Source organism: Delftia sp. WSY_22 (assembly GCF_043104185.1).
Classification (GTDB): Bacteria; Pseudomonadota; Gammaproteobacteria; order Burkholderiales; family Burkholderiaceae_C; genus Comamonas; species Comamonas tsuruhatensis.
The window spans coordinates 290,560-303,506 of the sequence record NZ_JBICKN010000018.1; the positions used below are offsets into that span (position 1 = coordinate 290,560).

The following is a 12,947-nucleotide window of genomic DNA, read 5'->3' on the forward strand; positions in this document are numbered from 1 at the left end:
CGGCTGCCGGGTGGCGGCCAGCAGGCCTGCGCTTTGTTTCTCTATGTAATATATTGGACAAAACATATTTTTGTCCTAGACAATTCGCAAAATCCCTCAAAACATTCCGGCCATGGCCGGACGTTTTGTTCCCTTCAGATCAATGACGCCACTTTCTGACCCCCTGCCTTTGGCGCCTGGTCCCGGGCTGCCCATCTCGGCCGTCGAACGCGAGACCGGACTTGCCAAGGACACCCTGCGTGTCTGGGAAAGACGCTACGGCTTTCCAAGGCCTGAACGGGATTCGGCAGGCGATCGCCGCTACCCGGCAGACCAGGTTCGACAACTGACCCTGATCCGGCGGCTCATGGATACGGGGCTGCGCCCCAGCAAGCTGATGGGGGTGGACCTGGACGGCCTGCAGGCGCTGCTGGCCCGCGCCGACACCTCGCCAGCCATGGATTTGTCCAGGACAAATTCAGAGAATGCAGCAGACTCTGAACGCTTTGCACCCATGCTCAACGCCATTGCTGCCCATGATCCCGCCCAGCTCAGGCATTGCCTGAGCCTGGCCCAGTCGCGCATGGGCCTGGCCGGTTTCGTGACCACGCTCGTGGCCCCGCTGACCACGGCGGTCGGCGATTTCTGGGCACAGGGGCGTTTTGAAGTGTTCGAAGAGCACCTGTACACCGAGGTGCTCACCGGCGTCTTGAGGCAGGCGATCGCCTCGCTCGTCCCGCCTTCCCCGCCGCCCGCGCCCAAGGTGTTGCTGACCACGCTGCCGCAGGAGATGCATGGACTTGGGCTGCTCATGGTCGAAGCCCTGCTGACCCTGGAAGGCTGCAACTGCGTATCGCTGGGCACCCAGACGCCCATCGGCGACGTGGCACAGGCCGCGCGGGCGCATCGCGCCGACATCGTGGGGCTGAGCTTCAGCAGCGCGCACAACGGAGCGATGGCGCAGGCTTGCCTGGGCGAGCTGCGCAGCCACCTGCCGCCGGCCATCGAGTTGTGGGCCGGTGGAGCATGCCCGGCGCTCTATTCCAACCCTGTCACGGGCATCACGCCGGTGCGCCATCTCACGGATCTGCAACCGCTGGTCGCCCGATGGCGGCAGACGACAAGAACATCAAGGACATCCGCATGAACTTTCCCGCCCCCCGCCCCGTCTTCATCGCCAGGCGGCGCACCCTGCTGGCAGCGACCCTTGGCGCCGGCCTGCTGGCCAGCGGTTGCGCCAGCATGCGCCCGCCAGGCTCGGTCACGCCCGTCTCACCGTTCGACCTGCAGCGCTACCAGGGCCTGTGGTACGAACTGGCACGGCTGGACCATGGTTTCGAGCGGGGCATGACCGATGTGACCGCCGAGTACACGCCGCAGGCAGACGGCAGCGTGAAGGTGGTGAACCGGGGGTTTTCCGTGCCCCGGGGCCAGTGGCAGCGCGCCGTCGGCAAGGCCCTGTTCACGGGCAAGCCGGACACGGCTTCGCTCAAGGTCTCCTTCTTCGGTCCGTTCTACGGCGGCTACCATGTGGCCGCCCTGGACCCTGACTACCGCTGGGCGCTGGTCCTCGGGCCGGACACGCAGTACTGCTGGATACTGGCCAGGGAGCCGAAACTGCCCCCGCAGACCCTGCAATCCATCGTCGCCAAGGCCGCGGAACTGGGCGTCGATACCGGCGCGCTGATCTGGGTCAGCCATGATCGGCACCAGGAAGCGCGCAGCCAGGAGGCCTTGTGAACAGCCTGCCCCCCGTCGCGGTGATCGGCGCAGGAATGGCGGGTTTGGCCTGCGCACAGTTGCTGGCCGAGGCTGGCTGCCGCGTGGATATCTTCGAGAAAAGCCGAGGCCCATCCGGGCGCATGAGCACACGGCGCGCGCAGGATCCGCAGGGTGCGTGGCAGTGCGATCACGGCGCCCCATCGTTTGCAGCCCAGGACCCGGAGTTCGTGCAGGAGGTGCGCCAGTGGGAGCAGCACGGCGTTGTCGCCGCCTGGCGTCCGCGCGCAGTGCGCCTGCAGGGCACAGACGCGGTGCCCGCAGAGGCAGGCCCCGACCGCTGGGTGGGCGTGCCGCGCATGACCTCTCCCGCAGCGTTTCTTGTCCAGCGGCTTGGACAGCAGGGGCATGGCGTACGGCTGCACCTGCAGGCCACGGTGCAGCATTTGCAGCACGGGCCTGCCCGCTGGACAGTGCACTGTGCCGAACAAGGGCAGATGGGGCCGGAATACTGCGCCCTGGTGCTGGCAGTGCCTGCACCGCAGGCGGCAGCCTTGCTGGAGCCGGTCTCGCCCTATGCTGCGGCACTGGCCGCCAGCGCACGCATGCAGCCTTGCTGGGTGGCCATGCTGCGCACCGACGCCCCCCTGCCGCTGGACTGGGATGCGGCAGAAATCACGGATGGCCCGCTGTGCTGGGTGGCACGCGACAGCGCCAAGCCAGGGCGGCAAGGGCAACAAGGGCAGCAGACCTGGGTACTGCATGCCAGTGCACGGTGGAGCCAGGATCACATCGAATCGGACGCTGAATCCGTGGCCCGGCAACTGCTGCAGGCATTCGAGGCCCTGGCCGGCTCTCTGTCCGACTCCCTGCCAGGCGGCCTGCGCGTCACTGCCCACCGCTGGCGCTATGCGCTGCCGGCACCCCACCTGGTCAACCGCTGCTGGTGGGACGCGCCTGCGGGCCTGGGCCTGTGCGGCGACTGGATGTGCGGCGCAGGCGTCGAAGGCGCCTGGCTCAGCGGACGGGCGCTGGCCCGGCGCGCCCTGGCCACGCTGACGCGCTGAACTGCAGGAACGCCCGCGCCATGCACAAGAAGCCCCACCTTCCCTCCAAGCTGTGTGCGTGCTGCGGTCTTGCGTTCACATAGCGCAAAAAATGGGCACGTGATTGGGACGAGGTCAAATACTGCTCGCAGCGCTGCCGCAACGCGCGACTGCCGCCTGATCCCACTCCCCCATCTGCAGGCCGTCAGCCAAGGCGCTGACCTCCAAGCGGGCCATGCGCCCGCACATCCTGGGAGCCCTGGATTGTCGCAAGGCCGGCCCCATAATGCGCCACCCCATTGCATCAAGGAATTGGCACCTATGTCTTCCGGCGGCTTTCACGTCCACGGCCCACACGATCACGAACTCGAACATGCTGCCCAGGGCGAGCATGGCCAAACCGCCCACCACGGCATCGGCGGCGGCAGCCTGACCAACCAGATCGCCATGTGCACGGCAGTCATCGCCACGGTGGGCGCCATCTTCGCGTACATGGGCGGCGCCACCCAGGCCAATGCCGGGCTGTACAAGAACGACGCAGCCATCAAGAAGACCGAAGCGGCCAACCAGTGGGCCTTCTTCCAGGCCAAGAGCACCAAGCAATCGCTGTCCGAGTTCGCGCGTGATCTGGCGACCACGGAGGACAGGCGGGCGGCCTACCAGGCCAAGGTGGAGCGCTACGAAAAGGAAAAGGACGACATCAAGCGCGATGCCGACCGCCTGGAAGCAGAGGCCCGGCAATGGGACGAGAAGTCAGAGATGCAGATGCACCTGCATCACCGCTGGGCGCAGGCCACCACCGCGCTGCAGGTCGCCATTGCCCTTGCAGCCATCGCGCTGCTGACCAAGAAGAAATGGCTGGAATACGCCATGCTCGGCGTGGCAGCGCTGGGCCTTGGCGTGGGCGGGCTGGCCATGCTGCACATCTAGAGCGTGTGGCAAAGCCGCAAAGCCGCATATCCGCATATCCGCCCTGGAAGGCAGCTGTGAAACAGCCCCCCCCCGATTCCCCGGCCTTGCCCGCGGCTCAGTCCTCGCTGGGACGGGGGTAGCCTGCCTCTGCCCAAGCTTGCGCAGACGTCCGGGTGAGCTGATGGTCCGGCCTGACTCCCACCTTGGCCAGCTCGCTGCCGTCGGCGGCAGTGGCGGTGAGCGTGGCGCTGGGATTGTCCTCATCGGGCTCGATATCCAGAGAGACGGTCACGCGTGACCCGCCCACCACGATCTGCACATCCTTGTGCAACTGCGCTGCCAGATGCTGCTCATGCCGGCGCATCACCTCGTGCGCCGTCTTCACGAGCGTGTTGAAGGCGGAAACGTCCAGCGGCTTGGGATTTTTCTTGTCGCGGCCCATGGTCCACGGGCCGACCAGGCTTGGCTCCGCCTGGCCGTCCTGGGTCATGGCAACGGCCCAGCCATCGTCGTCTTCATTCTTGATGACGCGGGCCTCCCAGCCGTTGTGATGCCAAAGGCGGTCTTCGAAGATTGAGACGACTTCTTGTTCGAGTTCTGCGGACATGTCCAGACCCTTCCCTTGTGGAAACTATCGAGCCCGAAATTCTACTGTCCATCCATACAGTTCGCGCGCAGGGGTCTATTGCGCAAGCGGCGGCTTCCACGGGGCCATGACACCCGGCAGATACGGTAGCCACGGCAGTCAAAGCAGGCGTGCAGGCTGGTCAGCGGCTGACCGAGCTGCGTCAGGTTGCCTCGCTTGCACGTTGCACTCGCCGCAAATTGCCGCTGGAGCGAAGGGCTTGCGAATGCGATAAGCTTCAAGTCTTATTGAAGGTCAAGGCATCCCTGCCGAGGTCACGTATGAACATTGGCGAACTGAGCAAACGCACAGGCCTGTCCACATCACGCATTCGTTTTTATGAGCAAAGCGGTCTGCTGCAAGCGGCTGAGCGTGGCTTGAATGGCTACCGCAGCTATCCGCCTGAGATGGTGCAGATGCTGGAGCTGATTGCGATGGCGCAGGGCGTGGGTTTCAGCCTGGATGAAATTCGTGCACTCTTGCCGCCCGGCCTGCAAGGCTGGGACCATGAGGCCGTCGTGGGCGCGCTGCGCCAAAAAATTGCCGATATCAAGGCCATGGAGAAAAAGCTGCAGACCAGCAAAAAGCAGTTGCAGGCTTTGTTGTCCGATATTGAAGCGCGGCCAGACAACATGGATTGCCACGACAACGCACGCCGTGTGCTCTCCCATGTACTGGCCCAGCAATCCGAATCCCTGGCCTCTGAAGCAGCGGCCGAAGAAAAAATGAGCAAGCTCATGCGCACCGGACACAAGAAGCGGGCAAGCGCGGCATAGGCCTTCGGCAGTTTGGAACGCGGCCCTAGCGCCTTGCCAGAGCCTGCACCACCTGCTTTGCAGTCGCTTTGGCCGACCCCGGGTTTTGCCCGGTGATGAGGCGGCCATCGGCCACCACATACGACATAAAAGGCAGCAAGGCTTTCTGATAGCGCGCACCGCGCATCTTCATTTCCTGCTCGGCGTTGTAGGGCATGGACCGGGCCACTCCGGCCAGGATTTCTTCCGTCCATGAAAAACCCGTGACCCGTTTGCCCGCGACCAGCAAAGAGCCGTCGCTGAGCTGCGTATTGAGCAGGCCGCAGTAGCCGTGGCAAACCGATGCAACGATGCCACTTCGCTCCCAGATGCTGCGTGTGATGCGCTGCAGCCCCGCACTATCGGGAAAATCCCACATCACCGCATGCCCTCCGGTGAAGTAGATGGCATCGAAATCGTTCGCATCGATATCGGCAGGTGCCGCAGTGTTCGCCAGCAGGGCCATGCGCGCGGGATCATCGAGCCAGGCTTTGGCCGAAGCATCGAAGTGCGGCCATTGGAGTGCGCGCGGCTCCAGCGGTACGGCGCCACCCAGCGGGCTCACCAGTTGCTGCAGATACCCTTGCGCAGCAAACACATCCCAGGCATGGGTCAGCTCCGACAGCCACAGCCCTGTGGCGTGCGCAGGGTCGTCGTAATGAGCGACATTGGTGACGACATGCAAGATACGTGGCGTGCTCATGATGACTCCTGCGCGATGTGCTTGAGGCCCTGTGCGTAGCTGGTGATAGCAAAGTCGGGAAAGCGGCGCTTGAACTTGGACGAATCAAACACATTGTCGTGCGCGTAGCGTGGCAGCAGTTCACGCAGTTCGCGCACGGGCTTGGAGACCCAGCCAGCAACCACCATGGCCAGGTGGCTCAGTACCTTGTAGCGCGGCTCAACCCCAAAGGTTGCAGCCGCCAGGTTCACAAAGGCCTGATAGGTCAGCCGCTCGTCCCAGCAAGGCAGATGCCATGTCTGACCATACGCATCTTGCGCATTGCCAATGGCTGCCATGGCGCGGCTTGCATCGGGCGTCCAGATCAGGGTGCGCAGCTTGTCGTCACGCACCGGCACTTTGGCCTTCTGGCCCGCCTTGAGCGGGCCGATCACCAGGGTGTTGGTGATGCTTTGGGTTTTGCCGGGGCCGTAGAACTCTGGCGCGCGGGCAATGGCGACGGGGATATCGCCGCGCTGCATCTCGGCCAGCACCATCTCGGCCATCAAGGCGCGCACGCGCCCCTTGCGGCCCACCGGGGCAAAGGCGGTTTCCTCGGTCTGCCGCTGCGCGGTTTGCGGGTACATGTAGGTGTTGTCGAAGTAGACAAACTTGGCCCCCGCTGCCCGCGTGGCATCGAGCGCGTTGCGCAGCATGGCAGGAAATTGCCCCTCCCATAACTCTGTGTCTGGTGGCAGGCCAGCGGTGAAGTACACGACCTCGCTGCCACGCACGGCCTCCAGGGTTTGCGCGGAATTCATCAGGTCGGCGGACACCAGCTCGTCCGTATCGTTCACCTTGCGCGGCTTGCGGCTGACCAGGCGCAGGTTCTGCGTGTAGTTGCGGTGGAGCTCGCGCGCCAGCTCCACAGCGATCTGGCCATTGGCGCCCAAAATGGTTTGCATATCGATCCTTGCAGCATCTTGTGTGATGAGAGGATATGGAGCTTAAGCTTCAACTTGAGTTGAAGGTCAAGCGGCAAAACTGCAGTTCCCTGATATCAGGTCGAAGCCCCCTGCCGGCTCGCTGGCTGTCTGAAGAAACCCGGCACTTCCATCATGTCGGGGAGCCTGGGGCCTGGACACTGCGGCCTGCTTTGGTGCACCTGGTGAAGGCCCGGTTCGGGTCGGCAGCGCCTGTGCATGAGCCGCGATGGTGGACTTGCCTCTTTGCGGTTGCTCATCTGTGGTCCGAACTTGTCGGCTTTATCGAGACTGCCACCGCACACCGCCATCAATTGCTGCAATGGGTGCAATGCGAGCAATGGCAGTAATGTGTGTACAGCAGCTATTTGATGCAATCAGAATGCACCACCACCATTGAAAAGAAGAAGCCATTCTCAATCCAACGATTGAATTGACAACTTCCGATGGACGCCGCTTATTCAATGTGACAGAATGAAACGCCAGCAATGAATGGCCTGAAGACCTCTGATGATGGCAGTGGCAAATACCGCCATAACGATCGCAATGACAGGACGAAAAACCGGATGTGCCGCTATTGAGATCCAGAAATCAAATCGTGTTGACTTCGCGCATTTCGGAGGGATCGTTTGGTCAATGAACGTCAGAGCGTGCTCTTGTCGACCGCACCTCATTTGCACTGGAAGCGCACTACGGCCATTGTCGCAATTCGGCCAATAATTGAATTCAGCCTCTGGCTTTCGAGCCTTACGCTTCTATGAACATCGCCCCGTAGAAGCCAAAAAACCAAGGGCGATTGACAACGGAGATTTATATGCCTTACAAGAAAAGTCAACAAGTCGGCGGTCAGGGTGGAGACGAATTTTCCGATGATCTGACCCAAGTGGTTCGAATTGTGAGGATTTCGATCAGGCATGGAGCCAGAGTCGATGCCATCCAAACCACATGGCTTCTGACAGACGGAACACAGCTCACTGGTGCACGCCATGGTGGCGGGGGCGGCGAAGAAACTGTGATCGAGTTTGGCAGCAACGAGCACATCGTTACGATACAAGGGCGAAGCGGAAGTCGAATTGATTCCCTGACCATTACCACCAACAAGAAGTCCTACGGCCCCTACGGAGGCGACGGAGGGAAACCCTTCGGCCCCATTCCTGCTGAAGCAGCGGGTGGATTCTTTGGTCGTTCCGGCACAAATGTTGACGCGATAGGCGTTTTCATTCCAGCGTAGTGTCAAACCGGTGATGGTGCCATCGCATCAACAAGGCACCGAAACGGACTGGGATGAAGCCGAGGTTTATTCCAGTCCGCTCATCGGCTCTATGGATTCCTGCTGTCAATCAGGCATCAATCAGCAAAGTCAACGCCCCCGCATCCCCATCAAAACCTCAATCGTCACCGTCGTCGCGTCGTCATCCGGCCTTTTGCGATGCGCGATGCCCAACGCCCTTGACAGTGCTGGCCGCAGGGGTCGCGTGGTGATGCGGGGGTCAGGCTGCGGTGCGCCGGCCTCGTGGGGCAGCAGCGCGGCGCCGTAGCCCGCTGCCACCAGGCTCTTCATTGCGTCGTTGTAGTTCAGCTCGATGCGTGCCTGCGGCCGGGCGCCGCCTGCGGCAAACCATTCGGCGGTCTGGCGCGACAGCCGGGTGCCACGGTCGTTGGCGATCAGCGGGCGGGCCGCAAGCCAGGCGGGCGTAATGTGCCGCGGCGGCTTCCAGGCGGCCGGGATGAAGGCCAGCACCGGGTCCTGGCGCCAGGCCTGCACCTGCAGCCCGCGCAGCACAGGCTGCGGCAGGGCAACGATGCCGATGTCCAGGCTGCCGGCCGCCAGGCGCGCCAGGGCTTCCTCGCTGGTCATCACCGCCACTTGCACGTCGATCTCGGGATGCCGGGCGGCCAGGGTTTCCAGCGCCTGGGGCAAGAGGTGCGCGAGTGCGCCAGTGGAGGCGCCCAGGCGCACGCGGCCCCCGCGCGTGGCGATCTGGCGCTGCACGGTCTGCAGGAGATCGTCGGCCTCGGCCAGGAGCTGGCGCGCCTTGTCTATCAGCAGGCTGCCGGCCGATGTGGCGGTGACGCCGGCCGGTGCGCGGTGCAATAGACGAGTTCCCAGACGCTCTTCGAGCTGCGCCACATGCAGCGTCACCGTGGGCGGCGCCAGGTGCAGCACCTTGGCGGCGGCGGCGAATGAGCCCAGGTCGGCCACCGTCAGCAGGGTGCGCAGACGGTCCAGATTGATTTCGCGCATGGTGCGGTGTCCCAGGTTGCCAGCAATTCAGGAATCATGAATCCGTAGTTTGTCAGATTCAACTGGCCTGCATGCGGCAGGCGCTGCACCATGCGCTCCACACCCAATCGGAGCAACCCATGACCTCTCTTGTTTTCATCGATGGCGACCAAGGCACCACCGGCCTGCAGGTGCGCGAATGGCTGGCGGATCGGACCGACCTGCGCCTGCTGCAGCTGCCGGCCGACCAGCGCAAAAGCACGGCGCACCGCGCCGAGGCGCTCAACGACTGCGACATCGCCTTGCTGTGCCTGCCGGACGAGGCTGCGCGCGAGGCCGTGGCGCTGGTGCGCCGGCCCGGCGTGCGCGTGATCGATGCGAGTTCTGCGCATCGCACCGCGCCGGGCTGGGTCTATGGCCTGCCGGAACTGGAGGCAGGCCAGGCTGAACGCATCGCCCATGCCCGGCGCGTCAGCAATCCCGGCTGCTATCCGACAGGTGCTCTGGCACTGCTCAGGCCCTTGATCGACGCGGGCCTGCTGCCCCCCGACTACCCGCTGGCCATTCACGCGGTATCGGGCTATTCGGGACGGGGCCGCGCAGGGCTGCTGGACCATGAGGGCGCTGCCGCCGCCACTGCCGTGCCCCTGCAGGTCTATGGCCTGGGGCTGCACCACAAGCACGTGCCCGAGATACAGCAGCATGCCGGCCTGGCCCATGCGCCGGTGTTCGTGCCGGCCTATGGCCACTACCGGCAAGGCATCGTGCTGACCATCGCCCTGCATCTGCGGCTGCTGCCCGCCGGTGTGACCGCCCGCAGCCTGCACGCTGCGCTGCAGGCGCGGTACCAGGACCAGCCGTGCATCGAGCTGCAACCCCTGGAGGAGGACGCCGATGCGCAGCGGCTCGATCCGCGCGCGCTCAATGGCAGCAACCGGATGCGGCTGGCGGTGTTCGGACAGCCGCAGGAGCAGCAGGTGCTGCTGACCGCCGTGTTCGACAACCTGGGCAAGGGCGCCGCCGGCGCGGCGGTGCAGAACCTTGATCTGATGCTCGGGCTGCAGCCGATGCTGCAGCCAGGATGCGATGAATCCCTGAGCGTGGTGTGAGCCTGGTGTGAGCGTGGAGTGTGTGCGGTGTGAGCTGCCGGCCTGGGGAAGACGGGGCAAGATCCGGGCAATCCTGCTTCAAGCCTCGACGCCACAGGCCACTGACAGATAGCTTTTCATGCGCGCGCTGGCCCGTTCCGGGTCCGCCAGCGCACCGCAGGCATCGGCCAGCTCGAACACCTTGGCAAAGTGCACGGCCCCGCGTGCAGACTGCATTCCGCCGGCCATGGAGAAGTGCTTCTGGTGGCCATTGAGCCAGGCCAGGAACACGATGCCTGCCTTGTAATGCCGCGTGGGCGCGCAAAAAATCTCGCGCGACAGCGCCACCGTGGGATCCAGCAGTTCCCGGAAGCGTCCGCTGCGGCCCTGGGCCAGTTCGGCCAGCGCCACGGCCGCCACCGGGGCGATGGGGTCGAAGATGCCCAGCAGGCCGTGGGAGTGGCCGCCCTCACCGGCTGCCGTCCCATCGCCGGCCATGAGTTCGGCGTAGTGGAAATCGTCACCCGTGTACATCTTCACGCCCGCAGGCAGCCTGCGGCGCAGCGCCCTCTCCCATTGCGCATCGAGCAGCGATACCTTGATGCCTTCGACCTTGGGCGCCTTCGCTGCGATCAGCGCGGCGACGGTATCAAGGGCCTGCACCAGGTCCGTACTGCCCCAGTAGCCGCGCAGCGCAGGGTCGAACATCTCGCCCAGCCAGTGCAGCACCACGGGCTGGTCGGCAGCGTCCAGCAGCCGGTCATAGAGTTGCAGATAGTCCTGCGGGCCGCGCGCGGCCTGGACCAGGGCGCGGCTGGCCATGAGGACCACGGGGCAGCCTTCGGCCTGCACCACATCCATCTGCTCGCGGTAGGCCCCCTCGACCTGTGCCAGCGTGACCCCGGGTTGCGCCGCCAGCTGGTCGGTGCCCGCGCCGCAGGCCAGCTGGCCGCCCACTGCCCGCGCATGGCGCGCGCTGCGCTGGATGAGTTCGCGTGCCGATGGCCAGTCCAGGCCCATGCCGCGCTGGGCCGTGTCCATGGCTTCGGCGACCTTGAAGCCCAGGCGGTACAGATGCTCGCGGAAGGCCAGCGTCGCCTCCCAATCGATGGCAGGCGGGCCATCCCAGGGATGCGTGGTTGCCAACGGGTCGATCACCACATGGGCCGCTGCGTAGACGCTGCGGTTGAAGGCAGGGGCCGGGCCCGCGGGAGCGATGGGACTGGCCTTCATGGCCAGTGGCACGAGACGGCCGTCGCTTCGGGGAAGGAGGATCTGCATGGGGTCTCCTGCCTCAAGCCAGTCGGCCGAGGATGTGGTCGGCAGCCTTCTCGGCCACCATGATGGTGGGAGCGTTGGTGTTGCACGAGGGGATGAAGGGCATCACGGACGCATCGGCCACGCGCAGCCCCTCCATGCCGATGAGCTGCAGTTGCGGCGTCACCACGCTGTCCGGATCGTGCTCGGGGCCCATGCGGCAGGTGCCCACGGGATGGTGGTCGGTCTTGGCATGGGCGCAGGCGTAGTCAGACAGTTCGGCATCGCTGTCCCGATGTCCGCCCGGCAATACCTCGCCGTGCACGTAGCGCCGCAGCGCTGGCTGGCCCAGCAGCTTGCGCGCAAGGCGCAGGCCCTTGATGGACATGGCCCGGTCATGCGGGTCTGCCCAGTAGTTGGGATCGATCAAGGGCGCCGACGCCGGGTCAGCATCCGCGAGCCGGACCGTGCCACGCGAGCGGGGGCGCAGGTAGGCCGTGTTCAGCGTCACGCCCGCGTTCTCCAGCCCGGTCATTCCGGCTTCTATGCCCGAGCCCAGCCCCAGATGGAACTGGATGTCGGGCGAGCGCGCGAGCGCATCGGGGTCGGCATACCAGAAGCCCCCGGTCTCGAAGAGGCTGGAGGCGGCCGGCCCTTTCTTGAGCAGCAGGTACTGCAGGCCCGCCCAGGCCGCGTGCCAGGGGCGCTGGTATTTGTCGTAGGTGTGGTCGCCCGTGCATTCGGCGATCACGAACAGGTCCAGGTGGTCCTGCAGGTTGGAGCCGACACCAGGGAGGTCATGCACAGGCGCAAGCCCCACGCTGCGCAGATGGTCGGCAGGGCCTATGCCGGAGTGCATCAGCAGCCTGGGCGAGCCTATGGCGCCCGAGCAGACGATGACTTCGCGGCTGGCGTGCACGCTGAAAGGCGTGCGGCTGGTGCCCGAGACCGCCTCCACGCCAACCGCGCGCCTGCCCTGCACCAGCACGCGCAGCGCCTGGGTCTGCAGCTGGATAGTCAGATTGGGGCGGCGCATGCGCACCGGATCGATGAAGCCCGTGGCGGCCGACGCACGGCGCGCATTCCACTGCGTGAGCTGGTAGTAGCCCAGGCCCTGCTGCGCGGCGCCGTTGAAGTCAGGGTTGAAGGGCATACCCATTTCCTGGCCGGCCTGGAAGAAGGCCTCGCAGATGGGCAGCGGGCTGACGGGGCAGGACACGCCCAGCGGGCCGCCGTAGCCGTGGTACTCGTTGGCAAAGCGCTGGTTGTTCTCCGACCGCTTGAAGTACGGCAGCACGTCGCGCCAGGACCAGCCCGTGGCGCCGCCCAGGCGCTCCCAGTCGTCATAGTCTGCCGGCACGCCGCGCGTGTACAGCTGGGCGTTGATGGTCGAGCCGCCACCGATGACCTTGGCCTGCGTGTAGCGCAGCACGCGCTGGTTCAGATGCCGCTGCGGCACGGTCTGCCATCCCCAGGAGCCCCGGCCCCGGGTCATGCGCGCAAAGCCCGCAGGCCAGTGGTACAGAAGATGCGAGTCCCAGCCCCCGGCCTCCAGCAGCAGCACGCGCACCGAGGGGTCGGCGCTCAGCCGGTTGGCCAGCACGCAGCCGGCCGAGCCCGCGCCCGTGATGATGTAGTCATAGCTGTCCATGGTCATCC

13 protein-coding genes and 1 pseudogene are annotated in these 12,947 nt (G+C 65.0%); 8 read left to right on the forward strand and 6 right to left on the reverse strand.

Annotated elements, in window-relative coordinates:
* Nucleotides 1-142 precede the first annotated feature (142 nt).
* The 5 genes and pseudogenes from ACF8NF_RS11175 (at nt 143) to ACF8NF_RS11195 (ending at nt 3,674) form a co-directional block, all read left to right on the forward strand.
* On the forward strand, nt 143-1,126 hold the full coding sequence (locus ACF8NF_RS11175) for a MerR family transcriptional regulator (protein WP_392450605.1): 984 nt from the start codon (nt 143-145) through the stop codon (nt 1,124-1,126).
* Nucleotides 1,087-1,719 (forward strand): lipocalin family protein, encoded by a 633-nt coding sequence (locus tag ACF8NF_RS11180; protein ID WP_160852366.1) that lies wholly within the window; start codon nt 1,087-1,089, stop codon nt 1,717-1,719. Before ACF8NF_RS11175 ends, ACF8NF_RS11180 begins: the two co-directional genes overlap by 40 nt.
* On the forward strand, nt 1,716-2,765 hold the full coding sequence (locus ACF8NF_RS11185) for an NAD(P)/FAD-dependent oxidoreductase (protein WP_244388086.1): 1,050 nt from the start codon (nt 1,716-1,718) through the stop codon (nt 2,763-2,765). Before ACF8NF_RS11180 ends, ACF8NF_RS11185 begins: the two co-directional genes overlap by 4 nt.
* Before the next feature lie 86 nt (nt 2,766-2,851).
* A pseudogene (locus ACF8NF_RS11190) lies at nt 2,852-2,965 on the forward strand (DUF2256 domain-containing protein); the annotation flags it as partial.
* Nucleotides 2,966-3,065: 100 nt separating this feature from the next.
* Complete coding sequence (locus ACF8NF_RS11195; RefSeq protein WP_012206105.1) at nt 3,066-3,674, forward strand: DUF4337 domain-containing protein; 609 nt, start codon at nt 3,066-3,068, stop codon at nt 3,672-3,674.
* 97 nt (nt 3,675-3,771) lie between these two features.
* Here the strand turns inward: ACF8NF_RS11195 and ACF8NF_RS11200 are convergent, their stop codons facing one another.
* Nucleotides 3,772-4,263: a hypothetical protein gene (locus ACF8NF_RS11200; protein WP_016446290.1), complete on the reverse strand. Its 492-nt coding sequence runs from the start codon at nt 4,261-4,263 to the stop codon at nt 3,772-3,774.
* Nucleotides 4,264-4,562: 299 nt separating this feature from the next.
* Between ACF8NF_RS11200 and ACF8NF_RS11205 the strand changes: the two genes are divergently transcribed.
* Nucleotides 4,563-5,057 (forward strand): MerR family transcriptional regulator, encoded by a 495-nt coding sequence (locus ACF8NF_RS11205; protein WP_310044072.1) that lies wholly within the window; start codon nt 4,563-4,565, stop codon nt 5,055-5,057.
* Nucleotides 5,058-5,082: 25 nt separating this feature from the next.
* Here the strand turns inward: ACF8NF_RS11205 and ACF8NF_RS11210 are convergent, their stop codons facing one another.
* Nucleotides 5,083-5,778, reverse strand: a complete 696-nt coding sequence (locus ACF8NF_RS11210) for a type 1 glutamine amidotransferase domain-containing protein (RefSeq protein WP_310044069.1) — start codon at nt 5,776-5,778, stop codon at nt 5,083-5,085.
* A complete protein-coding gene (locus ACF8NF_RS11215) occupies nt 5,775-6,701 on the reverse strand; it encodes an NAD-dependent epimerase/dehydratase family protein (protein WP_252651980.1) in 927 nt (308 codons plus the stop codon). The genes ACF8NF_RS11210 and ACF8NF_RS11215 overlap by 4 nt, the downstream gene beginning before the upstream one ends.
* 832 nt (nt 6,702-7,533) lie before the next feature.
* Here ACF8NF_RS11215 and ACF8NF_RS11220 point away from each other — a divergent pair.
* Nucleotides 7,534-7,950 (forward strand): jacalin-like lectin, encoded by a 417-nt coding sequence (locus tag ACF8NF_RS11220; RefSeq protein WP_074922946.1) that lies wholly within the window; start codon nt 7,534-7,536, stop codon nt 7,948-7,950.
* Nucleotides 7,951-8,079: 129 nt separating this feature from the next.
* On the opposite strand, the gene ACF8NF_RS11225 is transcribed toward ACF8NF_RS11220, so the two are convergent.
* Nucleotides 8,080-8,964 (reverse strand): LysR family transcriptional regulator, encoded by an 885-nt coding sequence (locus tag ACF8NF_RS11225; protein WP_017407463.1) that lies wholly within the window; start codon nt 8,962-8,964, stop codon nt 8,080-8,082.
* 119 nt (nt 8,965-9,083) lie between these two features.
* On the opposite strand from ACF8NF_RS11225, the gene argC reads away from it, so the two are divergent.
* Complete coding sequence (argC, locus tag ACF8NF_RS11230) at nt 9,084-10,052, forward strand: N-acetyl-gamma-glutamyl-phosphate reductase (RefSeq protein ID WP_209801951.1); 969 nt, start codon at nt 9,084-9,086, stop codon at nt 10,050-10,052.
* A 78-nt stretch (nt 10,053-10,130) separates the two neighbouring features.
* Here argC and ACF8NF_RS11235 read toward each other — a convergent pair whose 3' ends face one another.
* Together ACF8NF_RS11235 and ACF8NF_RS11240 are read right to left on the reverse strand one after the other, a co-directional pair.
* Nucleotides 10,131-11,312: a DUF993 family protein gene (locus tag ACF8NF_RS11235; protein ID WP_209801952.1), complete on the reverse strand. Its 1,182-nt coding sequence runs from the start codon at nt 11,310-11,312 to the stop codon at nt 10,131-10,133.
* A 13-nt stretch (nt 11,313-11,325) separates the two neighbouring features.
* A complete protein-coding gene (locus ACF8NF_RS11240; RefSeq protein WP_016446298.1) occupies nt 11,326-12,939 on the reverse strand; it encodes a GMC family oxidoreductase in 1,614 nt (537 codons plus the stop codon).
* Between the last annotated feature and the right edge of the window lie 8 nt (nt 12,940-12,947).

Coding starts and splice junctions, on each gene's coding strand:
- ACF8NF_RS11175 (WP_392450605.1), top strand. CDS start 143: ATGACGCCACTTTCTGACCCCCTGCCTTTGGCGCCTGGTCCCGGGCTG.
- ACF8NF_RS11180 (WP_160852366.1), top strand. CDS start 1,087: ATGGCGGCAGACGACAAGAACATCAAGGACATCCGCATGAACTTTCCC.
- ACF8NF_RS11195 (WP_012206105.1), top strand. CDS start 3,066: ATGTCTTCCGGCGGCTTTCACGTCCACGGCCCACACGATCACGAACTC.
- ACF8NF_RS11200 (WP_016446290.1), bottom strand. CDS start 4,263: ATGTCCGCAGAACTCGAACAAGAAGTCGTCTCAATCTTCGAAGACCGC.
- ACF8NF_RS11205 (WP_310044072.1), top strand. CDS start 4,563: ATGAACATTGGCGAACTGAGCAAACGCACAGGCCTGTCCACATCACGC.
- ACF8NF_RS11210 (WP_310044069.1), bottom strand. CDS start 5,778: ATGAGCACGCCACGTATCTTGCATGTCGTCACCAATGTCGCTCATTAC.
- ACF8NF_RS11215 (WP_252651980.1), bottom strand. CDS start 6,701: ATGCAAACCATTTTGGGCGCCAATGGCCAGATCGCTGTGGAGCTGGCG.
- ACF8NF_RS11220 (WP_074922946.1), top strand. CDS start 7,534: ATGCCTTACAAGAAAAGTCAACAAGTCGGCGGTCAGGGTGGAGACGAA.
- ACF8NF_RS11225 (WP_017407463.1), bottom strand. CDS start 8,964: ATGCGCGAAATCAATCTGGACCGTCTGCGCACCCTGCTGACGGTGGCC.
- argC (WP_209801951.1), top strand. CDS start 9,084: ATGACCTCTCTTGTTTTCATCGATGGCGACCAAGGCACCACCGGCCTG.
- ACF8NF_RS11235 (WP_209801952.1), bottom strand. CDS start 11,312: ATGCAGATCCTCCTTCCCCGAAGCGACGGCCGTCTCGTGCCACTGGCC.
- ACF8NF_RS11240 (WP_016446298.1), bottom strand. CDS start 12,939: ATGGACAGCTATGACTACATCATCACGGGCGCGGGCTCGGCCGGCTGC.